General features: G+C 58.6%; 23 protein-coding genes. 13 read left to right on the top strand and 10 right to left on the bottom strand.

Annotation, left to right across the window (positions count from 1 at the left end):
* Positions 1–45 precede the first annotated feature (45 nt).
* The 3 genes from ACTF58_RS10090 to ACTF58_RS10080 all read left to right on the top strand — a co-directional run bounded on the left by ACTF58_RS10090 (position 46) and on the right by ACTF58_RS10080 (position 3,315).
* Entirely contained in the window at positions 46–2,016 is a 1,971-nt protein-coding gene (locus ACTF58_RS10090; protein ID WP_438991849.1) for a heme lyase CcmF/NrfE family subunit, read from the top strand.
* A complete protein-coding gene (locus ACTF58_RS10085; RefSeq protein ID WP_438991848.1) occupies positions 2,013–2,465 on the top strand; it encodes a cytochrome c-type biogenesis protein in 453 nt (150 codons plus the stop codon). The genes ACTF58_RS10090 and ACTF58_RS10085 overlap by 4 nt, the downstream gene beginning before the upstream one ends.
* A 67-nt stretch (positions 2,466–2,532) precedes the next feature.
* On the top strand, positions 2,533–3,315 hold the full coding sequence (locus ACTF58_RS10080) for an enoyl-CoA hydratase-related protein (RefSeq protein WP_438991847.1): 783 nt from the start codon (positions 2,533–2,535) through the stop codon (positions 3,313–3,315).
* A gap of 82 nt (positions 3,316–3,397) precedes the next feature.
* Here ACTF58_RS10080 and ACTF58_RS10075 read toward each other — a convergent pair whose 3' ends face one another.
* Positions 3,398–4,696: a citrate synthase gene (locus ACTF58_RS10075; protein ID WP_438991846.1), complete on the bottom strand. Its 1,299-nt coding sequence runs from the start codon at positions 4,694–4,696 to the stop codon at positions 3,398–3,400.
* An 83-nt stretch (positions 4,697–4,779) separates the two neighbouring features.
* Positions 4,780–6,192, bottom strand: a complete 1,413-nt coding sequence (gene gltX, locus ACTF58_RS10070; protein WP_438991845.1) for a glutamate--tRNA ligase — start codon at positions 6,190–6,192, stop codon at positions 4,780–4,782.
* A gap of 75 nt (positions 6,193–6,267) precedes the next feature.
* On the opposite strand from gltX, the gene ACTF58_RS10065 reads away from it, so the two are divergent.
* The gene (locus ACTF58_RS10065) at positions 6,268–8,283 is read left to right on the top strand and encodes a ComEC/Rec2 family competence protein (RefSeq protein ID WP_438991844.1); all 2,016 of its coding nucleotides are present in this window, start codon (positions 6,268–6,270) and stop codon (positions 8,281–8,283) included.
* Here the strand turns inward: ACTF58_RS10065 and lexA are convergent.
* Complete coding sequence (gene lexA, locus ACTF58_RS10060) at positions 8,277–8,975, bottom strand: transcriptional repressor LexA (protein ID WP_438991843.1); 699 nt, start codon at positions 8,973–8,975, stop codon at positions 8,277–8,279. The two genes, ACTF58_RS10065 and lexA, sit on opposite strands and share 7 nt — an antisense overlap.
* A 344-nt stretch (positions 8,976–9,319) precedes the next feature.
* Positions 9,320–10,474, bottom strand: coding sequence for a tRNA 2-thiouridine(34) synthase MnmA (mnmA, locus tag ACTF58_RS10055; protein WP_438991842.1), 1,155 nt, complete (start codon positions 10,472–10,474; stop codon positions 9,320–9,322).
* 120 nt (positions 10,475–10,594) lie between these two features.
* Here mnmA and sciP point away from each other — a divergent pair, with 120 nt between their 5' ends.
* The 5 genes from sciP (at position 10,595) to ACTF58_RS10030 (ending at position 16,598) form a co-directional block, all read left to right on the top strand.
* Entirely contained in the window at positions 10,595–10,873 is a 279-nt protein-coding gene (gene sciP, locus ACTF58_RS10050) for a CtrA inhibitor SciP (RefSeq protein WP_438991841.1), read from the top strand.
* Between the two features lie 95 nt (positions 10,874–10,968).
* The gene (gene ctrA, locus ACTF58_RS10045) at positions 10,969–11,685 is read left to right on the top strand and encodes a response regulator transcription factor CtrA (protein WP_438991840.1); all 717 of its coding nucleotides are present in this window, start codon (positions 10,969–10,971) and stop codon (positions 11,683–11,685) included.
* Positions 11,686–12,157: 472 nt separating this feature from the next.
* A complete protein-coding gene (ligA, locus tag ACTF58_RS10040; protein ID WP_438991839.1) occupies positions 12,158–14,275 on the top strand; it encodes an NAD-dependent DNA ligase LigA in 2,118 nt (705 codons plus the stop codon).
* Positions 14,272–16,362, top strand: a complete 2,091-nt coding sequence (recG, locus tag ACTF58_RS10035; protein ID WP_438991838.1) for an ATP-dependent DNA helicase RecG — start codon at positions 14,272–14,274, stop codon at positions 16,360–16,362. Before ligA ends, recG begins: the two co-directional genes overlap by 4 nt.
* A gap of 113 nt (positions 16,363–16,475) precedes the next feature.
* A complete protein-coding gene (locus tag ACTF58_RS10030) occupies positions 16,476–16,598 on the top strand; it encodes a hypothetical protein (protein WP_438991837.1) in 123 nt (40 codons plus the stop codon).
* 186 nt (positions 16,599–16,784) lie between these two features.
* On the opposite strand, the gene ACTF58_RS10025 is transcribed toward ACTF58_RS10030, so the two are convergent.
* The gene (locus tag ACTF58_RS10025; RefSeq protein ID WP_438991836.1) at positions 16,785–17,243 is read right to left on the bottom strand and encodes an iron-sulfur cluster assembly scaffold protein; all 459 of its coding nucleotides are present in this window, start codon (positions 17,241–17,243) and stop codon (positions 16,785–16,787) included.
* A gap of 62 nt (positions 17,244–17,305) precedes the next feature.
* Here ACTF58_RS10025 and hisI point away from each other — a divergent pair, with 62 nt between their 5' ends.
* Positions 17,306–17,677 (top strand): phosphoribosyl-AMP cyclohydrolase, encoded by a 372-nt coding sequence (hisI, locus tag ACTF58_RS10020; RefSeq protein ID WP_438991835.1) that lies wholly within the window; start codon positions 17,306–17,308, stop codon positions 17,675–17,677.
* Here the strand turns inward: hisI and gluQRS are convergent.
* The 5 genes from gluQRS to ACTF58_RS09995 all read right to left on the bottom strand — a co-directional run bounded on the left by gluQRS (position 17,674) and on the right by ACTF58_RS09995 (position 22,865).
* Positions 17,674–18,537, bottom strand: coding sequence for a tRNA glutamyl-Q(34) synthetase GluQRS (gene gluQRS, locus ACTF58_RS10015; protein ID WP_438991834.1), 864 nt, complete (start codon positions 18,535–18,537; stop codon positions 17,674–17,676). The genes hisI and gluQRS overlap by 4 nt on opposite strands.
* On the bottom strand, positions 18,534–19,142 hold the full coding sequence (locus ACTF58_RS10010) for a class I SAM-dependent DNA methyltransferase (RefSeq protein WP_438991833.1): 609 nt from the start codon (positions 19,140–19,142) through the stop codon (positions 18,534–18,536). The genes gluQRS and ACTF58_RS10010 overlap by 4 nt, the downstream gene beginning before the upstream one ends.
* Before the next feature lie 19 nt (positions 19,143–19,161).
* Entirely contained in the window at positions 19,162–20,505 is a 1,344-nt protein-coding gene (gene trmFO / locus ACTF58_RS10005) for a methylenetetrahydrofolate--tRNA-(uracil(54)-C(5))-methyltransferase (FADH(2)-oxidizing) TrmFO (protein WP_438991832.1), read from the bottom strand.
* Positions 20,506–20,544: 39 nt separating this feature from the next.
* Positions 20,545–21,984 (bottom strand): cytochrome-c peroxidase, encoded by a 1,440-nt coding sequence (locus ACTF58_RS10000; RefSeq protein WP_438991831.1) that lies wholly within the window; start codon positions 21,982–21,984, stop codon positions 20,545–20,547.
* 101 nt (positions 21,985–22,085) lie between these two features.
* A complete protein-coding gene (locus ACTF58_RS09995; RefSeq protein ID WP_438991830.1) occupies positions 22,086–22,865 on the bottom strand; it encodes an enoyl-CoA hydratase in 780 nt (259 codons plus the stop codon).
* Positions 22,866–22,921: 56 nt separating this feature from the next.
* Between ACTF58_RS09995 and ACTF58_RS09990 the strand changes: the two genes are divergently transcribed.
* The 3 genes from ACTF58_RS09990 to rpsI all read left to right on the top strand — a co-directional run bounded on the left by ACTF58_RS09990 (position 22,922) and on the right by rpsI (position 24,464).
* Positions 22,922–23,341, top strand: coding sequence for a PaaI family thioesterase (locus ACTF58_RS09990; RefSeq protein ID WP_438991829.1), 420 nt, complete (start codon positions 22,922–22,924; stop codon positions 23,339–23,341).
* A 167-nt stretch (positions 23,342–23,508) separates the two neighbouring features.
* Entirely contained in the window at positions 23,509–23,967 is a 459-nt protein-coding gene (rplM, locus tag ACTF58_RS09985) for a 50S ribosomal protein L13 (protein WP_438991828.1), read from the top strand.
* Positions 23,968–23,972: 5 nt separating this feature from the next.
* Positions 23,973–24,464: a 30S ribosomal protein S9 gene (gene rpsI, locus ACTF58_RS09980; RefSeq protein WP_298803910.1), complete on the top strand. Its 492-nt coding sequence runs from the start codon at positions 23,973–23,975 to the stop codon at positions 24,462–24,464.
* The last annotated feature ends 264 nt before the right edge of the window (positions 24,465–24,728 follow it).

The following is a 24,728-nucleotide window of genomic DNA, read 5'->3' as shown; positions in this document are numbered from 1 at the left end:
TCGATTATGATTGGCGAAGGGCGCGGAAGCGACTAAAACCATGTCATGGTAGCAGAACTCGGACATTTCACCCTTATCCTCGGATTTATTATCTCCCTCATGGTGATGATTATACCCCTCGTCGGGGCGTATAAACGCTGGCAGGGTTGGATGCGCTTTGGCGACGTTGGCTCTAATGCGCTGTTTTTGCTGACGGCGACGTCTTTTGGCGCACTGACGTATGCTTTTGTCATGTCAGATTTTTCGCTCAAGCTTGTCTGGATGAACAGTCACACGGCTAAACCGATGATTTACAAAATCACAGGTGTCTGGGGCAACCATGAAGGCTCCATGCTTCTTTGGGTTTTGATCCTTACGTTGTTTGGCGCAATGGCAGCTTGGTTTGGCAATGGTCTTCCGCCGACGTTGAAGGCCCGTATTCTTGCGGTTCAAGCATCTATTACCTCTGCTTTCATGGCGTTTGTGCTGTTTACCTCCAACCCGTTTTTACGGCTAGATCCTGCGCCTTTGAATGGCAAGGATTTAAACCCTCTGCTTCAAGACCCAGGCCTCGCGTTTCACCCGCCATTTTTATATCTGGGATATGTCGGACTTTCGATGGCGTTTAGCTTTGCTGTCGGCGCCTTGATCGAGGGCCGTGTGGATGCGGCTTGGGGGCGTTGGGTTCGTCCATGGACATTGGCGGCTTGGATCTGTCTTACAATCGGGATTGGACTTGGCTCTTGGTGGGCCTATTACGAGCTTGGGTGGGGCGGGTTCTGGTTCTGGGATCCTGTTGAAAACGCAAGCTTTATGCCATGGCTTCTGGCTGTTGCCTTGCTGCATTCGGCGATTGTGGTTGAAAAGCGTGAGAGCTTGAAAAGTTGGACAATTTTGCTGGCGATTATTGCATTCAGCTTTTCGCTTTTGGGCGCGTTCATCACCCGTTCTGGGATCATCACGTCGGTTCATGCCTTTGCGACCGATCCTGAACGCGGGGTGTTTCTGCTTTTGATTATGGGCGTATTCACTGGCGGGGCGCTTGTGCTTTATGCTGCGCGGGCCAGTGTCATGGAGGCCAAAGGCGTCTTTGGGATGGTGAGTCGCGAATCTGCACTTGTGATGAACAATATCCTGCTCGCGGTGGCTGCGTTTATCGTTTTCATCGGGACCATGTGGCCACTGTTCAGCGAGATGTTATTTGATCGCAAGCTGTCTGTTGGTGCGCCGTGGTTTAATGCGGCCTTCACGCCGATAATGGTTCTGCTTGGACTGATCTTGCCACTCGGGGCAATGCTGCCTTGGAAGCGGGGGATTTTGGCGCGCGTTGGTGGGCAATTACGTTTTGCCTTGATGCTGGCGGTCGCGATTGGCGCGCTGTTTTGGGCGATACAAACTGGGCGGTCGGCCCTTGGGCCTGTCGGGCTTTTGCTAGGGGCCTGGCTCATTGCTGGCGCGGCAACAGACCTGTTGAGCCGCACCCGAAAGGGAGAGGTTTTGGGCCGTTTACGCCGTTTGCCGCGTGCGGACTGGGGTAAAGCTGTGGCACATGCGGGCTTGGGTGTAACGATGGCTGGTATCGCAGGTATGATGGCCTGGAAGCAGGAAGACATCCGCGTTTTGAAAGCTGGCGAGCAGTTTGACATTGCGGGCTATACGATTGTTCTCAATGGGGTCAATCAGGTTCAGGGACCAAACTATCTTTCAACGATGGGCGATGTGAGCCTCTTGAAAGGCGGACGTGACATTGCAACGCTTAACCCTGAGAAGCGGGTCTATCCTGTAGCCGGTATGCCGACGACCGAAGCGGCAATTGATATCGGGTTCTTCAGGGATGTTTATGTTGTGGTTGGAGATGCGCAGGACAATGGCGGCTGGGCTTTTCGAACCTATTATAAACCTCTGGCAAACTGGATTTGGGGCGGCGCGATCCTGATGGCTTTGGGCGGCGCTTTGAGCTTGTCGGATCGTCGTTATAGGGTGGCTGCTGGGGCCCGCAAAGCTGTGGCTTCACCCAATCAGGTGGCGGCAGAATGAGATGGTTTCTCGTTTTTTCGATGCTTTGGATCGGGCCTGTTTTTGCAGTTCAACCGGATGAAATTCTGAGTGATCCACGGCTTGAAGAGCGTGCGCGCGACCTGAGTCGCGGGTTACGCTGTCTTGTCTGTCGCAATGAAAATATTGATGACAGTAATGCCGAACTTGCGCGGGATCTTCGGCTTTTGGTGCGTGAGCGCTTGGTCGCTGGGGACAGCAATGACGAGGTTCTTGAGTTTGTTGTCAGCCGGTATGGCGAGTATGTTTTGCTCAACCCGACCAAAGGCGGCAGCAATATGATTTTGTATTATGCGGGGCCAGCTATGCTGTTGCTGGCGCTCTTGATCGGCGGGCTTTATCTCAGAGCCCGCGCTGTTGCCGCGCCGAGCGGAAGTGATCGTTTGAGCAGTGATGAGGCAGAGCGGCTCAAGCGTATCATGGAAGAGTGACGCTTGGTTCTTCTTTCAATCTTGATTTGAATGGGCTTTTCTAACTGCGAAAAGCACGGGGGAAGTTATGGATTTTCAGACGGTTACCTATGAGTTGAACGCAGACGGATATGCGGTCATTGGCCTCAACAGGCCTGACAAGATGAACGCTATGACCGCGCAGATGCGGGCTGAAATTCCTGCGGCTTTGGCGGAGGCCATTGCTGATGGCGCACGGTGCATTGTTCTGACGGGGCATGGCAAAGCGTTTTGCTCGGGGCAGGATTTGGGCGATGGCGGCAATGCGGCGCAGATTGATCTGGAGCGTATTTTGCGGGATGAATATAATCCTATGGTGCAAAATCTGGTGTCGTCGCCTGTGCCTGTGATTGCGGCTGTGAACGGTGCGGCCGCTGGTGCGGGCGCGAATCTGGCCTTGGTGGCGGATGTCGTAATCGCGACCAAAAGCGCATATTTCATGGAGGCTTTCTCGCGGATTGGTCTGATCCCTGATGCGGGTGGCACATACTTCCTGCCGCGATTGGTCGGGCCGGCGAAGGCCATGGGGGCGGCGCTTTTTGCTGAGAAAATAACAGCGGAAGAGGCCGACCGTATGGGGCTGATCTGGGAGCATATTGAAGATGAGGCCTTTGAGACGCATTGGCGTGCTCGGGCGGCGCATCTTGCTCAAGGTCCAACAGAGGCCTACCGCCGCACCAAAAAGGCCCTACGGGCCAGCCTTGGCAACAGCTTGGAAGAACAGCTTAATCTTGAGGCCCGTGAACAGGGCCGCGCGGGCAAAAGCCGCGATTTCAAGGAGGGCGTGATGGCGTTCTTGGAGAAACGCCCAGCCCAGTTTGAGGGCCGATAAGAGCGTTTTCGCTTTGGTTCTGACCTGAGAACAAGAAAAAGGCCCGCATCACGCGGGCCTTTTTGCAATCTATCGGAAGATGTTACCCGCGCTTTTCAACGTCGACATAGTTGCGCTCTGTCTCGCCAAGATAGAGCTGGCGTGGGCGACCGATTTTTTGCTGTGGGTCTTCAAACTGTTCTTTCCACTGTGAAATCCAGCCGACTGTGCGAGATACGGCAAAGATCGGAGTGAACATAGAGGTGGGGAAGCCCATCGCTTCCAGAATGATGCCTGAGTAGAAATCAACATTCGGGAAGAGCTTTTTCTCAACAAAATAGGGATCATTGAGGGCGACTTGCTCAAGCTCTTTGGCAACTTCGAGAATAGGGTTGTTCTCAACGCCGAGCAGTTCGAGCACTTCGTCTGCGGATTGCTTGAGCACCTTGGCGCGCGGGTCGGTGTTTTTGTAGACGCGGTGACCAAAGCCCATGAGGCGGAAGGGGTCACTCTTGTCTTTTGCGCGTGCGATATACTCTGGAATGCGGTCTTTTGTTCCGATTTCTTTGAGCATTTCGAGGCAGGCTTGGTTGGCACCGCCGTGAGCAGGCCCCCAGAGGCAAGCAATGCCCGCCGCAATACAAGCGAAGGGATTGGCCGCAGAGGAGGAGGCAAGGCGCACTGTTGATGTCGAGGCGTTTTGCTCGTGATCAGCGTGGAGCGTGAAAATACGGTCCATCGCGCGGCTCAAAATCGGATCAACATTGTAATCTTCGGCAGGCACCGCGAAGCACATATGCAGGAAGTTTGAGGCATAATCCAAGTCATTGCGTGGATAAACGAAAGGCTGGCCGATCGAATATTTGTAAGCCATAGCCGCAATCGTTGGCAGCTTGGCAATCATACGGATCGATGCGACTTCGCGCTGCCATTCATCGTTCACATCGGCGCTGTCGGCGTAGAAGGCAGACATCGCACCAACAACGCCCACAAGCGTCGCCATTGGATGAGCATCGCGTCGGAAGCCACGGAAAAAGTTATGCATTTGCTCATGCACCATCGTGTGGCGCGTGACGCGGTTTTCAAAATCTTCGACCTGCGTCGCGGTGGGCAGCTCACCGTAGAGGAGCAGATAGCACACTTCGAGATAGTGGGACTTCTCGGCGAGCTGATCAATCGGGTAACCACGGTGCAAAAGCTCGCCTTTATCACCGTCAATGAACGTGATTGTGCTCTCGCAAGAGGCTGTCGAGGTGTAGCCCGGATCATATGTGAATACGCCCGCTTGGGCATAAAGTTTACGGATATCAATGACATCGGGGCCAGTTGTGCCCGAGTATACGGGAAGCTCGAAGCTCTGCCCATCGATTGTCAATGTTGCTGTTTTGGTGCTGTCAGTCATCTTGGCCTCATCCTCTGAAGTCTTGAGCGCGGACCGCCCAAGAGTGTCTTTAACGTGTCAGGCTTTAAACGCGGTTAACGTCTTTAAGCCGCTGCATCTTGTATACGGGCGAGTGTCTCGTCCGGACCAAGAACCAGCATCATGTCAAAGACGCTGGGCGTTGCGGCACGTCCTGCAAGGGCTGCGCGGAGCGGTGCTGCAAGCTGTCCAAACTTTGTGCCTTTCTCTTCGGCAAAGCCGTTGAGGAGCGCTTCCAAGTCTGCACGTGTCCAGCTAGCATTTTGCAGATGCGGCGTCAATTCTTTCAGTATGCCACGGGATACAGTGTCAAGCGACTTGGCGGCTTTCTCATCGGGGGAAATGGGGCGCTCTGTCAGAATAAAGTGTGCTTTATCAATAATATCAGGGTAAATCTTCGCGCGCTCTTTGAGGTGGGGCATAGCGGCTTTGAGGAGAGATATTTTTGTGTCTGACAGCGCCGGCTGGCCTGTCACAGCCAAGAAAGCCTCGATCTCATGCAGCAGTGCAGCATTTTCTGTCTGGGCAATGTGTTGTCCGCAGAGATTCTCCAACTTCTTGAAATCAAACCGCGCAGGCGACTTGCCAATGCTGGGCAAATCAAACCATTCGAGCGCCTGAGCATCGGTAAAGAACTCGTCGTCGCCATGGCTCCAGCCGAGGCGGGCAAGATAATTGCGCATCCCCGAGGCGGGGTAGCCCATGTGCTGGTAGTCCTCAACGCCTGTGGCGCCGTGGCGCTTGGAGAGTTTTTTGCCGTCGGGGCCAAAAATGAGCGGGATATGGGCATAGACGGGCAGCGGCCAGCCCATCGCCTCATAGATCATCATCTGGCGCGCTGCATTGTTGAGGTGATCATCGCCACGGATCACATGGGTGACGCCCATGTCGTGATCATCGACGACAACTGCGAGCATATAGACAGGCGTGCCATCAGAGCGCAGCAAGATCATGTCATCGAGCTGGCTGTTCTGGATGGTTACATCTCCCTGAACCTGATCGCGGATCACGGTCTGGCCCTCTTTGGGGGCCTTGATACGGATCACATAGGGCGCGTCAGGGTGCGCACTCTCTGGCGTGTCACGCCAAGGCGAATGGTAATGGGTGCTCGTGTTGGCGGCCCGCGCCGCTTCGCGGAAGGCTTCGATTTCGTCTTGGGTCGCAAAACACTTGTAGGCCTTGCCCTCGGCGAGCAGGTGGTGGGCGACTTCGGCGTGGCGAGCGCTTTGCTCAAACTGGCTGACGGGCGCGCCGTCATAGTCAAGGCCAAGCCAGTCCATGCCGCGCAGGATCGCGTCTGTGGCCTCTGAAGTGGAGCGGGCGCGGTCTGTGTCTTCGATGCGCAACAGGAACTTGCCGCCGCGGCCACGGGCATAGAGCCAGTTAAAGAGCGCTGTGCGGGCGGTGCCTATATGCATGAAGCCTGTTGGCGAGGGCGCAATGCGGGTGACAACGGGGGTGTCTGAGGGCTGGGACATGGGGCATTAACCTTTCGGTAACCATCAATTGGTTAGGATTTGGGCCTGTCTAACTATCTCCATGGGTAAGAACAAGTGACGTGGCTCAAGGCCTTCAGCGAGCGTGTTTTGCTCGGACAGCGCGGCGCGCTCTATCCTTGGGCGCCTGTTTTTCTAGCCTTTGGGATTGGCGGCTATTTTACAGTGCCTGAGGAGCCTTCTGCTTGGGCCTATGTGCTTGTGGCTCTCCTGATTGGGGTTGGCGGTTTTCTGCTTTGGGGGCGTCCTAGTCTCTTTGCGCCTTTGATCTGGGGCATGGTTTTGCTGTCTTTCGGGTTTGGGTTGGCGGGGGGGCGGGCGGTTTGGGTTTCGGGGGCGGTTTTGGGGTGGCGGTATTATGGCCCGGTCGAGGGGCGGATTGTGTTAATCGACCGTTCGGCCAGTGGCGCGGTGCGGATTACGCTGGATCAGGTGATTCTCGAACGTATCCCCCCGAACAAAACGCCAACACGGGTGCGCGTTGCGTTGCATGGCCCAGAGGCGCGCCCGATGGCGGGCAGCACTATTCTGATCACGGCGCATTTGTCGCCGCCCTCGGGGCCTGTGGAGCCGGGCGGATTTGATTTCCAGCGCCACGCCTGGTTTCAGGAGCTTGGCGCAATCGGCTATAGCCGCACGCCGCTGATGCTGTTGGAGCCTGCGGCGGGCGGCGCTTTGATCAGTCAGGCGCGCTACAGCTTTGCCGCGTTTGTGCGCAGCAAGATTGACGGCGAAAACGGTGCCTTTGCGGCGGCGATCATGGCGGGGGACAGATCGGAAATGTCGCAAGCCACGATCGACAGGCTGCGCCACACCAATCTGGCGCATCTTCTGGCCATTTCGGGGCTGCATATGGGGCTGCTCAGCGGGTTTATCTATGCGGCGCTGCGCTATGGCCTCCTGTTGAGCCCGGGCCTGCGTCACCGTTTGCCGATCCGCAAAACGGCGGCATTGGGCGCGCTTTTTGTTTCGTTTTTCTATCTGCTGCTCTCTGGCGGCGCGGTCGCAACCGAGCGCGCCTTTATTATGGCGATGGTGGCGCTCGGAGCCGTGTTTTTCGAGCGCCGCGTGATCAGCCTGCGGTCGGTGGCCACGGCGGCATTGATTGTCTTGATCTGGCAGCCAGAGGCCTTGCTTGGCCCCGGATTTCAGATGTCTTTTGCGGCAACAACCGCTTTGGTGGCTGTGTTTGCGGCGCTGCGCGCGCATCAGATCCGGCTTGGCCCGAAATGGCTGCGTCCGTTTTCAACCCTGTTCATCACATCCCTCGTGGCGGGGCTGGCGACAGCCCCTGTGGCGGCGGCACATTTCAACCATTTCGCGCATTACGGGCTGTTGGCAAACCTGTTGGCTGTGCCCTTGATGGGCGCGGTGGTGATCCCTGCGGGGGTGATTGCCTTGCTGTTATGGCCCGTTGGGCTGTCGTCGCTCGGGTTTTACATCATGGAACTGGGGATCGCCTGGATCCTCGCAGTGGCGGGCTTCTTTGCGGCGCTTGACGGGGCGCGGGGCACGGTTGTGGCGCCTGAGGCTTATGTTCTTACGGTGATGATGCTGGGGGCGCTGTTTCTTGTGCTCTGGCGCGGGCGCGCGCGGCTCTTGGGCGCGGTCCCGATGCTTGTTGCGGCTTGGCTCTGGTCGCAGACCACGCGGCCTGATGTTTTGATCTCGGACACTGGCAAGCTTGTCGGGGTGATGACAGAGGCGGGGCGGGCGCTGAGCGCCAAGTCTGGCAGCGGGTTTGTGGCACGCGGCTGGCTTGAGAACGATGGTGACAAGCGCGCCCAAGAGGTGGCGGCGAAGCTTTGGGGGGAGGCGGCGGCTGTGGCCCAATTTGCGCTGCGTCATGCGCGTGGCAAGGCCGCTGTTGCGACAGCGGATTGCGCGGCGGGGCAAATTCTTGTGGTTGCGGGCAAGCTTGAGCGCGAGGTGCCCTGTCTTGTGTTTGACGAAACGCGGCTCAGGACAACAGGCGCTGTGGCGCTTTATTTTGAGGTGGATGGCCTGAAAATCAAAACGGCCCGCGAGAGCACGGGCCGCAGACGCTGGAACACAAAAGAGGCGCGTCAGTAGGTCCGGATCAGACCGACGAGACGACCTTGGACTTTGACCTGATCGTCAGGAAAAACGCGCGTTTCATAGGCGGGGTTTGCGGCCTCAAGCGCGATGGCATTGCCACGGCGGAAAAAGCGCTTGAGCGTGGCCTCCTGATCTTCAATGAGCGCGACGACAATATCGCCGTTTTCGGCGGTTTGAGTCTCGCGGATCACCACAACGTCGCCATTGTTGATGCCAGCTTCGATCATGGAATCGCCTTTGACTTCAAGGGCGTAGTGCTCGCCGCCGTCGCGCATCATGCTGGTGGGCACAGCCACGTTATGGGAGACTTCGCTGATTGCGGCGATGGGCACACCTGCCGCGATCCGGCCCATAACGGGCACTTCCGCTGCCGAGACATGGCCCACGGGCATTGCGCCTGACGGGCGCGGCGCATCGGGGCGGTCGCCGTCAATGACCTTGGGGGTGAAGCCGCCTGTGGGCGCTGCCATGCTGTCGGGGAGTTTGACGATCTCCAGCGCGCGGGCGCGGTGGGCGAGGCGGCGGATAAAGCCGCGCTCTTCAAGGGCCGTGATCAGGCGGTGGATGCCGGACTTTGAGCGCAGATCAAGGGCTTCCTTCATTTCATCAAAGCTGGGCGGCACGCCGTCGCGCTGCACCCGTTTGTTGATAAAGTTGAGCAGATCGAGCTGTTTTTTGGTGAGCATCCACAGGCCCTCCTTAGGGTTAAACTGCTTTTTGTTCTACTCATGTTCTCTTTTTGTGTCAACTGTTCTGTTTTTGAGCGTCAGGCTTTGGCAAAAATAGGGTTAAGCCTGCGCCCCAGAGGGTTAACGGGGCAGATTTGGCATGATTCGGGGGGGGGTGTTTTGTGTGCACCACCCGTGCACCTTGCGTGCACCGCCTGTGTCATCTGTGTGTTAACGCTCATTAAGGAAATGCGGCGTGCGCTGCGCGCGGAAGATGAGCGAAAGGGAAAGGCGGCGCGCGGCGACGGGGGCGGTGCGCAGTGAATGCGCCCCCGACGGGGGGGCTTGCTGCGCGGATTGGCTTAGGCTTTTACGATCCAGCCGCCGCCGAAGATGCGGCTGCCTTCAGGGTCGTAAAACACACAGGCCTGCCCGGGGCTGACGCCTTCTTCTGGGGTGAGCAGCTCGACTTCGCCTGTGGTCGGGCCAGTGGCGCGCAGGATCGCTTCGCGGGGGGCGCGCGTGGAGCGGACGCGCACGGCGATGCGGCGCTCTGGCGTGGCCTCAAACGGCTCATCGCCCAGCCAGTTGATTTCGGCGAGGGGGACGATGCGGGTTGCGAGGGCCTCTTTGGGGCCGACGACGACGCGTTTGTTATCCACATCAAGCTTGACCACATAGAGCGGATCGGCGAGGCCGCCGATCCCGAGGCCGCGGCGCTGGCCGATTGTGTAGTGAATGACGCCTGTGTGCTCGCCAAGGACGTTGCCGTCCATATCGACGATCTCGCCCGGCTCGGCCGCGCCAGGGCGCAGCTTTTCTATGACGGCGGCATAATCACCGTTGGGGACAAAGCAGATGTCTTGGCTGTCGGGCTTGTTGGCGACTTTGAGGCCGTATTTCTCGGCCAAGGCGCGGGTTGCCTCTTTGGAGGGCAGGTGGCCGAGGGGGAAACGCAGATAGGCGAGCTGCTCTGGCGTTGTGGAAAAGAGGAAATAGCTCTGATCGCGGTTGCTGTCTTCGGCGGAGTGCAGCTCGGGGCCGTTTGTGCCCATCATGCGCTGGATGTAGTGGCCTGTGGCCATGCAATCGGCGTCAAGATCGCGGGCTGTAGCGAGCAGGTCTTTGAACTTTACCCGCTCGTTGCAGCGGATGCAGGGCACGGGCGTTGCGCCGCCAAGATAGCTGTCGGCGAATTCATCAATAACGGCATCTTTAAAAATGTTCTCATAATCGAGGACATAATGCGGAAAGCCCATCTCTTCGGCGACGCGGCGGGCGTCGTGAATATCGATCCCTGCGCAGCAGGCGCCCGACTTGGCAAGTGCTGCGCCGTGATCATAAAGCTGGAGCGTGACGCCGACCACATCATAGCCCTCTTCGGCCAACATAGCCGCAACAACAGAGCTATCCACGCCGCCTGACATGGCAACAACCACGCGGGTTTCGCTCTCGGGTTTGGCAAAGCCAAGAGAGTTGAGCTTGGGTTGGGGCGCGGTTTGAGGGGCGGCTGACATGGTGGCTCCGGACATTACTCTGAAAACATGAGGAAAATTCGATGTTTTCTTGCAGGTTGGCTTCACGCCTCTTTAAGCGCTTTGGCCGAGTTTGGCCATCACACAAAGAAGGTTTATGCCATGTATCTCAAGAAAGTCGATGGTCCAAGAGCTGTTCGTCTCCCTGACGGGAAGGTGATCACCCGTGCCGATTTGCCCCCCGCGCATACGCAACGTTGGGTTGCGTCGCGCAAAGCGCTGGTGGTGCGCGCGGTGCTCTACGGGCTGATGAGCCAAGCGGAGGCCATGAGCCATTATGACCTGAGCGAAGAGGAATTTTTCGAGTGGGTTCATGCCGTTCGCTCTTATGGCGACGACGGTTTGAAGGTCACGCAGATGCGTGCGATCAAACACTCATAGGTTGTTTTAATATTTATTTTTGCTACGGTAACCTGCGGTTAACCATTTTTAGTCAGATTTAGCCTCAATGAAAGAATAACTGCGGAGAATTTATTATGCGCGTCCTTCTCGTTGAAGACGATCCGACGACCAGCAAAAGTATTGAAATGATGCTGACCCATGCCAACCTCAATGTCTACACAACAGACATGGGCGAGGAGGGCATCGACCTTGCCAAACTCTATGATTATGACCTTATTTTGCTCGATTTGGGCCTGCCTGACATGAACGGCCACGAAGTCTTGCGCCAGCTGCGGTTGGCCAAGGTGGACACGCCGATCCTTATTTTGTCAGGGTCTGATGACACGGAAAACAAAATCAAGGGTTTCGGCTTTGGCGCAGATGATTACATGACCAAGCCGTTTCACCGCGAGGAGCTTGTGGCGCGCATTCACGCGATTATCCGCCGTTCCAAGGGCCATTCGCAGTCGATTATTAAGACGGGTGCGATTTTGGTGAACCTTGATGCCAAGACGGTAGAGGCGGGCAACAAGCCTGTGCATCTGACGGGCAAGGAATATCAGATGCTTGAGCTGTTGAGCCTGCGCAAGGGCACCACACTGACAAAAGAAATGTTTCTCAACCATCTTTACGGCGGGATGGACGAGCCGGAACTCAAGATTATTGATGTCTTTATTTGCAAGCTGCGCAAGAAGCTGGCCAATGCGACAGATGGGGCGAATTATATCGAGACGGTTTGGGGCCGTGGCTATGTCTTGCGCGACCCGCAACCCGAGACGCTGGAAGAGCCGCCCATTGCGCTTGGGGCTTAAAGCCAAAAACATTTAGCTTAGAGCTTAGAGTGACTTGCCGTAAACGGGCCACGCCAAGACGCGGCATGGCTGCGTGGCCTTTGGCCTCGGCGATAGATTTGTTTATTTCTGACTGCCGTGACGCTTTTCCATATGGATGGCGGGACGTTTTTAATATGGGTCTTCACGCGAGCGGGCGCAGCGAATTTGCTGCGCCTGTTTTGCAATCTGTTTTGTGATGTGCGCCCTTGCTCTGGCCCTTTCCCGACTCTGTTCTGCCAGTTGCTGGCTACTATGTGGTCGCCCGTGTGTTCCCCTATATGTTAACCCATGTTTGCCCCTACTTTTTCCCCCATGCTGCTCAGTTGATCCCCTCATACTCCCCCCATATTCCCCCCGTGCTGCGCTTGCTGTTTTCTCTCTTGCCGCGCACTGGCGCTCTGGGCAAACTTGGGGCATGAAGGCGTGAAGCAATCACAAATCGGGGGCGCGTGTGGCGGAGCAAGACGTTGGGACATTGACGGAAGCGGCGGCGCAGGACGAGCTTGAGCGGCTGGCGGCAGCTTTGGCGGCGGCCAATACGGCTTATCACACCAAGGATGCGCCCGAGATTTCGGATGCGGAGTATGACCGCCTCAAGCAGCGGAATGCGGCACTTGAGGCGCGCTTTCCCGCGCTGAAACGCGCCGACAGCCCAAGCGAGCAGATTGGCGCGGCGCCTTCGGAGGGCTTTTCCAAAGTCACCCACGCGCAAGCGATGCTCTCGCTTGGCAATGCGTTTGAAGACAGCGATGTGGACGAATTTGTCGCGCGCACGGCGAAATTTCTGGGCGTTTCCGAAGACAGCCTGAGCTTTACGGCGGAGCCGAAGATTGACGGGCTGAGCCTGTCTTTGCGCTATGAAAACGGGGTTCTTGTGCAGGCGGCGACGCGCGGCGACGGGGCAACGGGGGAAAATGTCACCGCCAATGCGCGCACAATTGCGAGCATTCCACAGAGGCTCACGGGCGCACCCGATATTCTGGAAGTGCGCGGCGAAGTCTATATGCGCCATGATGATTTTGCCGCGCTCAATGCGGCCCAAGAGGCGCGCGGGGCCAAGGCCTTTGCCAATCCGCGCAATGCGGCAGCAGGCTCTTTGCGCCAGCTTGACGCGAACATCACGCGCCAGCGGCCCTTGGCCTTTTTTGCCTATGCTTGGGGCGCGCTGTCTGAGCCTTTGGCCGAAACCCAGAAGGCGGCCATCGAGCGGCTGCACGCGCTTGGCTTTGAGACCAACCCGCTGACAGCCCTGTGCGCAGGCGCAAGCGAACTTGTGGCGCATTATAACAAGATCGGCGCAGCGCGCGCGGAGCTGCCATATGATATTGATGGCGTGGTTTATAAGGTCAATGATCTGGCGCTTCAGGCGCGTCTTGGCTTTCGCAGCACCACGCCCCGCTGGGCGATTGCTCATAAATTTGCCGCCGAGCTGGCTTGGACGCGGCTTGAAGGCATTGATATTCAGGTCGGGCGCACGGGCGCCTTGAGCCCTGTGGCGCGGCTTTTGCCTGTGACCGTGGGGGGCGTTGTTGTCTCAAACGCGACGCTGCACAACGAAGACTACATTCTGGGGCGCGACAACAAGGGCGAGGGCATTCGCGGCGGCAAGGATATTCGCATTGGCGACTTGGTGCAGGTCTATCGCGCGGGTGATGTGATCCCCAAGATCGCGGATGTGGATTTGAGCCAACGGGCGCAGGGGGCTGAGCCTTATGTCTTTCCGAGCCAGTGCCCCGAATGTGGCTCGGAGGCGATCCGCGAGGAGGGCGATGCGGTGCGCCGCTGCACAGGCGGGCTGATCTGCCCAGCGCAAGCTGTTGAAAAGCTGAAGCATTTTGTCTCGCGCAAGGCGTTTGACATTGACGGGCTTGGCGCAAAGCAGATCGAGATGTTTTATCATGATGACCAGCTTGCGATCCGCGAACCTGCGGATATTTTCACGCTTGCTGCGCGGGATGCGGCCAATCTGACCAAGCTCAAGAACCGTGAAGGCTGGGGCGCGCGCTCGGCGGAGAAGCTCTTTGAGGCGATTGAAGAAAAGCGCAGGATCGGTTTTGCGCGGCTGTTGTTTGCGCTCGGGATCCGTCATGTCGGGGAGCAGGCGGGCAAGCTTTTTGCCAATTATTACCTCAACTGGGAGGTCTTTGTGAGCGCTGTGCGCGCCGCCGAAGACGAGAGCGGCGCGGCTTGGGCCGAGCTATTGAGCATTGATGGTGTGGGCGAGGTGATGGCGCGGGCGCTTGTCACGGCTTTTGCGCAGGACCATGAGCGCGAAAGCATTGAGCGGCTTGTGCGCGCGCTTGAGATTGAGGATGCGGTGGCGGCGCGCAGTGACAGCCCAGTGGCGGGCAAGACGCTTGTTTTTACCGGAACGCTTGAGAAAATGACCCGTGCCGAGGCCAAGGCGCGGGCCGAGAGCCTCGGCGCGAAAGTTGCGGGGAGTGTGTCGGCCAAGACCGATCTTTTGATTGCGGGGCCGGGGGCGGGCAGCAAGGCCAAGAAGGCCGCCGAGCTTGGCATTGAAACGATAGATGAAGACGGCTGGATCGCGCTGGTGGCGGGGCTATGAGCGGGCGTCCGACAGCGCTGTTTCCCTTATTTGCGGGGCTTGAGACGCTGGAGGGCGTCGGGCCGAAGACGGCGGCGCTTCTGGAGCAGGTCCATATTGCCAAGCCGCGCGATCTGATTTTTACGCTGCCCTATGCGGGTGTGGACCGCGCTGTGCGGCCCAGTGTCTTGGGCTTGGAGTTTCCCACTGTGGCGACAGTCGAGGTCGAGGTGATCCAGCATCATCCTGCACGGGCGCGGGGGCGGCCAACGCGGGTTCAGGTCGAGGATGGCGAGACAACATTCGAGCTCGTGTTTTTTCATGCGCGGGGGGAGTATTTGCAGAAAATTCTGCCAGTCGGGGCGCGGCGTCTTGTGTCGGGCAAGCTTGAGATGTTTGATAATGTGATCCAGATGACCCATCCCGATCATATTCTACCGCTGGAGGAGGCGGCGGATTTGCCCGCCTTTGAGCCGGTTTATCCGCTCACGGCGGGGGTGAGCCAGAAGGTGATGTATAAGGCGACGCGGGCGGCCTTGGCGCGGGTTCCCGAGCTTGCCGAATGGGCGGACGCCGAACAGTTGCGCCAGGCGGGCTGGCCGACATGGGCGGCGGCGGTGGCGGCGGCGCATTCGCCCGCAGGCTTTGCTGATTTGGCGGCGACAGCGCCGGCGCGGGAGCGGTTGGCCTATGACGAGTTTTTTGCCCATCAGTTGACACTGGCTTTGGCGCGGATGAACCGCCGTAAGGGCAAGGGGCGGGTGAGCAAGGGCGACGGGGCGTTGCGCGCAAAGGTTCTGGCGAGCCTGCCGTTTCAGCCCACGGGCGCACAGAGCCGCGCTGTTGCGGAAATTGCCAAAGATATGGAGGAGCCTGCGCGGATGAACCGCTTGTTGCAGGGCGATGTGGGCGCGGGCAAAACGCTTGTGGCTTTGATGGCGCTGCTCGTCGCTGTGGAAGCGGGCGGGCAGGGTGTCATGATGGCGCCCACCGAGATTTTGGCGCGTCAGCATCTGGCCGGCTTGCAGCCTTTGGCGGCGGCGGCGGGGGTGCGGCTTGAGCTTCTGACGGGGCGCGACAAGGGCCGCGCGCGGGCCGAGAAACTGGCCGCGCTGGCGGCGGGCGAGATTAACATTCTGGTGGGAACCCATGCGGTGTTTCAAAAGGATGTGCATTTTGCGGATTTGCGCCTTGCGATTGTCGATGAGCAGCACCGCTTTGGCGTGCGCCAGCGGCTGGAACTGGGCAAGAAGGGCGTGAGCGCGGATGTGCTTGTGATGACGGCGACGCCTATTCCGCGCAGCCTCGCGCTGGCGCAATATGGCGATATGGATGTGTCGGTTCTGGATGAGAAGCCTGCGGGGCGGCAGCCTATCAAGACCGCGCTTGTTAACACGCAGCGGATGGATGAGGTGATCGAGCACCTCAAAGGCGCAGTTTCCGAGGGCAAGCAGGCCTATTGGGTCTGTCCTTTGGTGGAGGAAAGCGAAAGCGTGGACTTGGCCGCCGCCGAGGAGCGCTTTAAGGCCTTGCGCGCGCGGCTTGGCGACGGGGCTGTCGGGCTTGTCCACGGGCAGATGCCGCCGGAAGACAAGGACGCGGCGATGGCGGCGTTTCAGAGTGGCAAGCTGAGTGTTCTGGTTGCGACCACCGTGATTGAAGTGGGAGTGGATGTGCCCAATGCGACGATCATGGTGATCGAGCGGGCCGAGAGCTTTGGGTTGTCACAGCTTCACCAGTTGCGCGGGCGGGTCGGGCGCGGAAGCGGGGCTTCGACCTGTCTTTTGATGTATCGCGCGCCGATGAATGAGGGCGCGGAGAGGCGGCTTACCACGCTGCGCGACACGGAAGACGGCTTTAAGATCGCTGAAGTCGATCTTGAGATGCGCGGCGCGGGCGACTTGATCGGCACGGCGCAGTCGGGGATGCCGCGCTTTCGGGTGGCGGATATGGAAAGCCAGAGCGCGCTGATGAAAGTGGCGCAGAGCGATGCGCGCAAGCTGCTCAATGACGATCCGACACTTGAAACACCGCGCGGGAAGGCGGCGCGGGCGCTTTTATGGCTGATGGAACAAGATCAGGCGATCCGTTTGATTTCAGTGGGTTAGGCAGTTTGTTCCCATATTTATCGCAAATGTTCTCAAAAAGTTCTTTACAGGGCGTTAATTAAATGAGAACAAAGTGGCAACAAAGGGAACAACCCCACAATTGGAGCCTCAAGATGATCAAAGATGTGAAAGACGTTATTGCCCGCTCACACGCCAGCCTGCTTGCTGATGCGCTTGGTGCTGTGTCTTTGATGGCGATACTTGTGGTGGCGCTGCACCTTCCGAACCTGATCTAACTGATTTCTGCCTCGTATGCTTTGCGAAAGTCTGGCGCGCATTGTCCCAACAAGGTTGGCTCTGCCGACCGCGCGCCAAGAGACACTCTGCCGTTCCAGCGAATAAGGCCTGCCTTTCTTTTTCGTCGCCAGCTTGCAATCATACGCACTTGATCCGCCGCCTCTGAAAAGAGTGCGGCGGTTTTTTTATGCGGGAGTGCTGGCCGCGTCGATGGCGTCAAGGGTGGCATCAAGGCAGAGCATGATCGAGGCGTGGCGATTTTTATACTCGCGCGCGGGGAGCAGGACTTTTAGCTCGTCAAAAGGCGCATCGGGGGCTTGGCCTTCGGCTGCGCCGTCGCTGCGCAACATGGCGAGGAGCTCATCATGGGCGGCCTGAATTTGCGCACGGGTGCAGCCGATCGCGTTGGCCGCGACCACCGAGGCGGCGGCTTGGCCGAGGGCGCAGGCTTTGACATCCTGCCCGAAGGCTGTGATTTTGTCGCCCTCAAGCGCGACATCGACCGTTATGTTTGAGCCGCAAAGCGGCGCGCGGCGGTGGGCTGTGCCCGAGGGAGCGCTTAGCCGCTCAAGACCAGGCATATCCGCGGCCAGCGCCAGAATACGGGCGGAGTAGAGTTTGATCAGGTCGGTGTCATTGCTCATGGTATTTTCCCCGCTAACTTGGCATAGATAGCCACAATAGCGGCCCAAGAAAAGGATAGATCATGCGCTTTGATGCACAGTCACTCACCTATAATGCGCAGGGTCTTATTCCTGCGATTGCGCAGGATGAGGCCAGTGGTGAGGTCTTGATGATGGCTTGGATGAACGCAGAGGCCGTGGAAAAAACGCTTGAAACACGGCGCGTAACCTATTGGTCACGTTCTAGAAATGCCTTCTGGATTAAGGGCGAAACCAGCGGGCACACGCAAGAGCTTGTTGACCTGCGCGTGGATTGTGACCGCGATGCGCTTTTGCTTGTGATCCGTCAGGTCGGGCCGGCCTGTCACACCCACCGTCGCTCTTGTTTTTACACCTCGGTTAGTGAGGGCGAGGAGCGCGAGTTGATGAAGCCAATGGGGCCAATGGAGGGCTAAAGCCCGACCATGGAGCGGATCTCTGCGGGGGTTTTGCCTTCGTCGCGGTAAAGGCGAATGGCGCGGGCATCGTCGCGCTTGGCGAGGCGCTTGCCTGTTTCGTCGCGAATAAGGCTGTGGTGATGGTAGGTGGGGGTTGGCAGACCCAACAGCTTTTGCAGCACCACATGAATATAGGTCGCGGTGAAGAGGTCTTGGCCGCGCGGCACCAGCGTGACGGCTTGGGCGGCGTCATCTATCACCACGGAAAGGTGATAGGAGGCGCCCATTTCGGCGCGCGCGAGGATAATATCGCCAACGTCAGATAGGAGCATGGCATGGGGCAGCGTGATCTGGCCTGTTTCGCCCACAGGGCTTGCGCCTGTTTCTGTGAAAACGAGCGGATCGGGCAGGCTGCGCAGGGCGCGGGCCATGTTGAGGCGCAAGACCGCGTTTGGCAGGGGCGACGCGGGGTTTGGCACTTGGCGGCAGGTGCCGGGATAGATCAACCCGTCGGGCCCAAAGGCGGGCGGAACGCCTTCTTGGGGCGCCTCGGCGGCTTCGGCAATGTCGCGGCGTGAGCAGGTGCAGGGGTAGAGGAGGCCGAGCGCCCAGAGCCTTGTGAGGGCGGCGCGGTAGGCAGGGATGCGCTCTGATTGGCGCATCACCGGTGTCTCCCATGTGAGGCCGAGCCACGCGAGATCATCATGGATTTGGGCCTCCCATTCGGGGCGGGCGCGGCTCTGGTCGATATCTTCAATGCGCAAGAGGAAGCGGCCCTTGGCGGCGCGGGCCATATCGGCGGCCAGAAGTGCCGAGTAGGCATGGCCCAAGTGCAGCGGGCCTGTCGGGCTGGGGGCAAAGCGCGTGGTGAATGTCACGTTTTTTCAAGCACGTAGACGTTAGAGTTCAGGTTGATCCCTGGAATATGGGGGCCATAGTCTTTGTGCAGGAGGCGCGCGGCACCGCAGTCGATATAGTCGTTGAGCTTGCCTTCAAAATTGGGGTCTTCCAGCGCGTGATCATTGAGGCTGAGCACCACAAGGCCGCCCGAAGCGAGGCCTTTCATGATCAGATCAAAGACCGAAACGGGCGCGGCCCCTGTGCCGATCACGCCGATGGCTGTGATGGCGGCATAGGTGCCTGCGGTGTGGCTGAGGGGTGTGTTTGGTTCGATCAGATCAAGCGCGCGGTAGAGATTTTTGTCGCGTGCGCCTGTGAGCATATCGGCGGTCACATCGACGCCATCTATGGTTTCAAAGCCTGCAAGCTTCAGCGCGAGGCCCGAGAGGCCTGTGCCGCAGCCGAAATCAAGGATGGGCGCAGACAGATCGCGGCTGTGTTTGGCGAGGGCTTCGGCGCAGCGGGCGGGCGTGGCGTAGCCGCCTTCGCCAAGCTCCTGATCATAGGATTTGGCCCACGCGGCGTAGAGATCGCGCGTGTCGCCTGTTTTGCCATAGGCCTTATCAAGAAACCGATCTGTCATGATCGGAGTTTATGCACGCTTAGGCTTGTGCGTCTAGCCACTCTTTCCAGAGGGCTTTGGCGCGGTCTGTATAGGCTTGGTAGCGGTCTTTGCGCCCGCGCCGGCCTGATTTGAGGCCTTCGACAAGGGGGAAGAGGCCGAAATTGACGTTCATCGGCTGGAACGTCTTGGCCTCGGCGCCGCCTGTGATGTGGGTCACGAGCGCGCCTGTGGCTGTTTCGGGCGCGGGAGCGGCGAGGCTTTGGCCGAGCATTTCGGCAGCGGCCAAGCGCCCTGCAAGAAGGCCCATGCCTGCGCTTTCAACATAGCCTTCAACGCCAGTGATCTGGCCTGCAAAGCGGATATGGGGCATCGATTTGAGGCGCAGCTGGTTGTCGAGCAGGGTCGGCGAATTGATGAAGGAGTTGCGGTGAATGCCGCCAAGGCGGGCAAAGCTGGCCTCTTCCAGACCGGGGATCATGGAGAAAACTTCTTTTTGCGCGGCGTATTTCATCTTGGTTTGGAAGCCGACCATATTCATCAGCGTGCCAAGGGCATTGTCAAAGCGCAGCTGGACCACGGCGTGGGCTTTGATGTCGGGCGCGTGAGGATTGGTGAGGCCCACGGGCTTCATCGGGCCAAAGCGCAGGGTTTCGCGGCCACGCTCGGCCATGACCTCGATGGGCAGGCAGCCGTCAAAGTAGCCAGCGGTTTCCCCGATCCGGAACTCGGTTTTATCCGCCGCAAGCAGCGCGTCGATAAAGGCGTTATATTGCGTCTCATCCATTGGGCAGTTGAGATAGGCTTTTTGCTCTTCTTCGCTCTCGCCTTTGTCATAGCGCGACTGCATCCATGCGATATCCATGTTGATGCTGTCGGTGTAGACAATCGGTGCAATGGCATCAAAGAAGGCGAGCGCATCTGCGCCTGTGGCCTTTGCTATGGCGGCGCTGAGCGCGTCGGATGTGAGCGGGCCTGTGGCGATGATCCAGTGGCCAGAGGTGGGTAGTTCGGTCACTTCTTCATAGGAGACTTCAATCAGCGGGTGGGCCTTGAGCGCTTCTGTGACGGAGGCAGCGAAAGGCTCGCGATCCACGGCGAGCGCGCCGCCTGCGGGGAGGCGGTGCTTGTCGGCTGTGGCCATGATGATGCCGCCTGCGGCGCGCATCTCCCAGTGCAGAAGGCCGACGGCGTTTTGTTCGCTGTCATCAGAACGGAAGGAATTGGAGCAGACCATCTCGGCGAGATCGCCAGACTGGTGCGCGAATGTGCCGACCTTGGGGCGCATTTCATGGATGGTGACGGGCACGCCCATTTGGGCGGCTTGCCATGCGGCTTCCGAGCCTGCGAGGCCGCCGCCGATGATGTGTAATCTCTCTGTCATGCCTGCCATTTAGGCCAAGTGGCGCGGCTTGAAAAGGCCTTAGTCGAGAATGGAATCGACAGGCAGGCCAGAGGGCACGGAAGCGGGCGCGCCGAGCTTGCCGCCAATGCTGTTTGGGTCTGTTAAAGCGTGCAGAAAGGAGATGATGTCGCTGAGCTCGCTCTTGGTGAGGGGCGGGATATCAAGCGTGATCGCGGCTTTGATGCGCTCAAGCTCCTCGGGCGAGGGCATTTCTGGCGTTACGGCGCCATAGCCTGCAAGCGCGGGTAGGGGGGCTATGGTTGGATCAAAGGCCATCAGGCTTTCACGCGGGGCGAGGTGATGGCGCACCACGGCCTCAAGGCTCGCGTAGGCGCCCGAGTGACCATAGGGGGCGGTCAGGGCAACATTGCGCAAGGACGGCGTGCGAAAGCAATAGTCATCTTTTGGGTCGCCCGTGATGGCGCTGCGGCCATGGTCGGCGCGGCTGGCGTGGTCTTTGCCTGGGCCGATCTGGGGAATGCCGATGGCGTGAAAGCTGTTGTCGGTTTGAAAGCGGCCTGCGTGGCAGCTTGAGCAGGTGGCTTTGCCATAAAACAGCGCCATGCCGCGGGCTTGGGGCGCTGTGAGCGCCTCTGCCTCGCCGCGCAGATAGGCATCAAAGGGGCTTTGATCGGCGCGAAACTCAAAGGCGATAAAAGCGCCGATGGCATTGCCTATGTCGGAGATATGCAGCGGCGCGGCGCTGTCCTTGAGGGCTGTGAAGCGGGCGCGATAGTCTGGCACGGCCTCAACGCGGGCGGCGAGCTTGGCCCATGCGCCGCCCGGGCCGCGAATTTGCCCTGCTGCAACAGCCGTTGCGATATCGTTTTCGCCCTCGGTGCCTGCCATCTCTTCGGGGCTGAGAACGGGCAGGAGGGCTTGGGCCGACAGGAGGCTTGTGGCGGGGCGCTCAAGGGCGTTGCCGTCGGGCATCTGGATGCCGAAGAGCGCATCAGGGTCAAGGGCGACGCGGCCATCGTGAAACAATGTGGTGAAATCGCTTGCGCCGAGATTGAAGATCGCGGGGGCGTTGCGCGGGATGTGGCGCGCGGCGGGGGCGCTTGATGTGCCGCGGCGGCGCTTGCCAAGGCCTATGCCGCCTTCGCCGACAGAGAGCGGCACCGCATCAGCCGAGCCAAGCACGCCGTGATGACAGCTCGCGCAGGAAATATTGCGATTGCCTGACAGGAGCGGGTCAAAGAAGAGGTCGCGCCCGAGGAGCACGTGCTCAAGATCATCTTGGGGGAAGTCCGAGGGGGTCACCGCTGGCAGATCTGCGGCCAGAGCCAGAGAGAGCGTGGCCTGAAGAGACAGGGCGCAGGCGGTGACCCACTTGAAATACAGTGCAGCGAGGCGGGGGCGATCCTTGGAGGGCTGAGCCACCCGCTGCTGTGGTCTGTGGCGCAAATGCACCCGAAATGTGGCAGGACTATGGCAAAACGGGAAAAACTTGGGCATCGGAGCGACAATCCGCGAACTACTGGAACCAAACAGGGTGTTTTGAGCTTAGCGCATAGAACTGGGGAGGAAAGCCTCTCTTTCGTCGCAGGTTAAAGGCCTTATTGCTCCCACGTGGGCGGGCGCTTTTCCAGAAAGGCGCTGATGCCTTCTTCGGTGTCGCGATAGAGCATATTTTCGGCCATGGCGGCGCCTGTGTAGGCGTAGGCCTCCTCAAGGCCCATCTCCGATTGTTTGTAAAAGCCTTCCTTGCCGATTTTGACAGCAGAGGCGAGCTTGCTGGCGACGGTTTCGGCGAGGGCGAGGGCCTCGGCGACGGCCTCGTCGGAGACGCGGTTGATCAGGCCAAGTTCTTCGGCGCGCGCGGCTTCGATAAAGCTGCCTGTGGTGAGCATCTCGAAGGCTTGTTTGCGGCCGATGTTGCGGCTGAGCGCGACCATGGGTGTGGAACAAAAGAGGCCGATATTGACCCCATTGACGCCAAAGCGTGTGCCTGTCTGGGCGATGGCCATGTCGCAGGTGGCGACAAGCTGGCAGCCTGCGGCGGTTGCGATCCCGTGGGGGGCGGCGATAACGGGCTGGGGCAGGGCGCGAATGCTGAGCATCATTTTGGCGCAGGTGGCAAAGAGATCATTGAAATAGGCTTTGCCGCCATCTTCGGCCTGACGACCGGCTGTCATTTGCTTGAGATCATGGCCAGCGCAGAAGGCTTTTCCCGCGCCCGAAAGCACCACGGCGCGAATGGAGCGGTCGTCCTTGAGCGCGTCAAACTCGGCCTGAAGCGCTGCGAGCATTTCTTCAGACAGCGCATTGAGGCGCTCCGGGGCATTCATCCTCAGATGGGCCACTGCATTTGTGTCGTTACGTTCCAGAAGGTTCATCTTGCTCTCCTATGCACTCAGCGGCAGTCTAATGCGCAAGTGATCGGGAGGTAAAGATGGCTTTGGAACTGGATAAGGACGCGCTACAGGCCTTTTTGGATGAGGTGTTTCCTCAGGTGGCGGGCGAGTTTGTTGTCGAGCGGGTCGAGGAGATGTATTCAGAGATCCGCATTCCGATTACCGACAAGCACTTGCGCCCCGGCGGGACAGTCTCAGGGCCGACGATGTTTATGCTCGCGGATGTGGCTGTTTATGCGACGGTTCTGGCGATGATCGGGAAGAAAGCGCTGGCTGTGACGACAAGCTGTAGCCTTGATTTCATGCGCAAACCCGCAGCGGGCAAGGACTTGCTGGCGAAATGCACATTGCTAAAGCTCGGGCGGGTGCTGGCTGTGGGGGATGTGTTGCTTTACTCTGTGGGCGAAGAAAAGCCTGTGGCACGCTCGACCATGACCTATTCTATCCCGCCCAAATAGCGCATTTGCGTGGGGTAAAATAATACCTATTTTGCAAGGCATTGTTTTTGAACGAATAAATAGGGTTTTGTGTGGTTGACTGTGCGCGCGGGCGAGTTATAAACCGCCCATCCCGCAAGCAGAGAGCGGTTTTCTCTTTGCCCAACCCGATTATCAGGATTTCAACCATGAAAACCTTTACTGCGACACCCGCAGATATCGACAAGAAATGGATCATCATCGACGCTGAAGGCGTTGTTCTTGGCCGTCTTGCGTCGATCATTGCGATGCGCTTGCGCGGCAAGCACAAGCCTTCGTTCACACCCCATATGGACATGGGCGACAATGTTATTGTCATCAATGCCGAAAAAATCCAGCTGACGGGCAAGAAGCGCGAAGAGCACTTCTACTGGCACACAGGCCACCCCGGCGGGATCAAAAGCCGCACCAAGCAGCAGATCCTCGAAGGCGCACACCCAGAGCGCGTTGTGACCAAAGCGGTTCAGCGTATGCTTCCCGGTGGTCCGTTGAGCCGCAAGCAGATGACCAATCTGCGCGTCTATGCCGGCACAGATCACGGCCACGAAGCGCAAAACCCAACCGTTCTTGATGTTAAATCAATGAACAAGAAAAACACACGGAGCTGAGCGACATGGCTGATCAAGTGAACTCACTCGAAGAGCTGAGCGCCGTAGCTGGCGACGCAGCCCCCGTAGCCGCAGCAGTGGCAGAACCCCGCGAGCCTGTGCGTGACGCACTTGGCCGCGCCTATGCCACAGGCAAGCGTAAAGACGCGGTCGCCCGCGTCTGGATCAAACCGGGCTCAGGCAAGGTTATTGTCAACGGCAAAGAGCTGAACACATATTTTGCACGCCCTGTGCTGCAAATGATCCTGCGCCAACCTTTTGAGGTTGCGGGTGTGGAAGACCAGTTTGACGTGGTTGCCACAGTTAAAGGCGGCGGCCTGTCAGGCCAAGCGGGCGCTGTGAAGCATGGTGTTTCCAAAGCGCTTCAGCTCTATGACCCCAGCCTGCGCGGCGCATTGAAAGCCGCCGGCTTCCTGACGCGCGACAGCCGTGTTGTAGAACGTAAGAAATACGGTAAGCGCAAGGCGCGTCGTAGCTTCCAGTTCTCTAAGCGCTAACAGCGAACGGCATATTTTGTCATATAAAACAAAGGGTTGCATATTTTGCAGCCCTTTTTTTGTGCTTAGCAGAATTGTAGTAGACGCTGTATGTATTGACGTTATGGTTTAGCGATTTTAGCACAAGTGTAGCGTTTTAGGTTGCTATTGGAGTGCGCTTTGGGAAAAAATTATAGCACACAACTTGCTGGGCAAATTGGTGAAAGCCTAACTGTAGCGGAACTTGGAAGACGCGGCATAGTTGCTACAGCGTTTGCTGGCAAC

The sequence above is a fragment of the Lentibacter sp. genome, from assembly GCF_965657785.1.
GTDB lineage: Bacteria > Pseudomonadota > Alphaproteobacteria > Rhodobacterales > Rhodobacteraceae > Lentibacter.
The sequence above is the reverse complement of the archived record's forward strand: the minus strand, read 5'-3'. Positions and strand labels throughout refer to the sequence as shown.

Excerpts from the sequence above, each read along its gene's own strand:
- lexA (WP_438991843.1), bottom strand. The coding sequence starts at position 8,975 with ATGCTCACCAAAAAACAGCTCGATCTGCTCAACTTTATCAACAAACGG.
- gltX (WP_438991845.1), bottom strand. The coding sequence starts at position 6,192 with ATGTCCCAGCCCTCAGACACCCCCGTTGTCACCCGCATTGCGCCCTCG.
- trmFO (WP_438991832.1), bottom strand. The coding sequence starts at position 20,505 with ATGACAGAGAGATTACACATCATCGGCGGCGGCCTCGCAGGCTCGGAA.
- mnmA (WP_438991842.1), bottom strand. The coding sequence starts at position 10,474 with ATGTCAGCCGCCCCTCAAACCGCGCCCCAACCCAAGCTCAACTCTCTT.
- ACTF58_RS10000 (WP_438991831.1), bottom strand. The coding sequence starts at position 21,984 with ATGCCCAAGTTTTTCCCGTTTTGCCATAGTCCTGCCACATTTCGGGTG.
- recG (WP_438991838.1), top strand. The coding sequence starts at position 14,272 with ATGAGCGGGCGTCCGACAGCGCTGTTTCCCTTATTTGCGGGGCTTGAG.
- ACTF58_RS10090 (WP_438991849.1), top strand. The coding sequence starts at position 46 with ATGGTAGCAGAACTCGGACATTTCACCCTTATCCTCGGATTTATTATC.
- hisI (WP_438991835.1), top strand. The coding sequence starts at position 17,306 with ATGCGCTTTGATGCACAGTCACTCACCTATAATGCGCAGGGTCTTATT.
- ACTF58_RS10025 (WP_438991836.1), bottom strand. The coding sequence starts at position 17,243 with ATGAGCAATGACACCGACCTGATCAAACTCTACTCCGCCCGTATTCTG.
- rplM (WP_438991828.1), top strand. The coding sequence starts at position 23,509 with ATGAAAACCTTTACTGCGACACCCGCAGATATCGACAAGAAATGGATC.
- ACTF58_RS10080 (WP_438991847.1), top strand. The coding sequence starts at position 2,533 with ATGGATTTTCAGACGGTTACCTATGAGTTGAACGCAGACGGATATGCG.
- ACTF58_RS09990 (WP_438991829.1), top strand. The coding sequence starts at position 22,922 with ATGGCTTTGGAACTGGATAAGGACGCGCTACAGGCCTTTTTGGATGAG.
- rpsI (WP_298803910.1), top strand. The coding sequence starts at position 23,973 with ATGGCTGATCAAGTGAACTCACTCGAAGAGCTGAGCGCCGTAGCTGGC.
- ctrA (WP_438991840.1), top strand. The coding sequence starts at position 10,969 with ATGCGCGTCCTTCTCGTTGAAGACGATCCGACGACCAGCAAAAGTATT.
- ACTF58_RS10030 (WP_438991837.1), top strand. The coding sequence starts at position 16,476 with ATGATCAAAGATGTGAAAGACGTTATTGCCCGCTCACACGCCAGCCTG.
- sciP (WP_438991841.1), top strand. The coding sequence starts at position 10,595 with ATGTATCTCAAGAAAGTCGATGGTCCAAGAGCTGTTCGTCTCCCTGAC.
- ACTF58_RS10085 (WP_438991848.1), top strand. The coding sequence starts at position 2,013 with ATGAGATGGTTTCTCGTTTTTTCGATGCTTTGGATCGGGCCTGTTTTT.
- ACTF58_RS09995 (WP_438991830.1), bottom strand. The coding sequence starts at position 22,865 with ATGAACCTTCTGGAACGTAACGACACAAATGCAGTGGCCCATCTGAGG.
- ACTF58_RS10075 (WP_438991846.1), bottom strand. The coding sequence starts at position 4,696 with ATGACTGACAGCACCAAAACAGCAACATTGACAATCGATGGGCAGAGC.
- ACTF58_RS10010 (WP_438991833.1), bottom strand. The coding sequence starts at position 19,142 with ATGACAGATCGGTTTCTTGATAAGGCCTATGGCAAAACAGGCGACACG.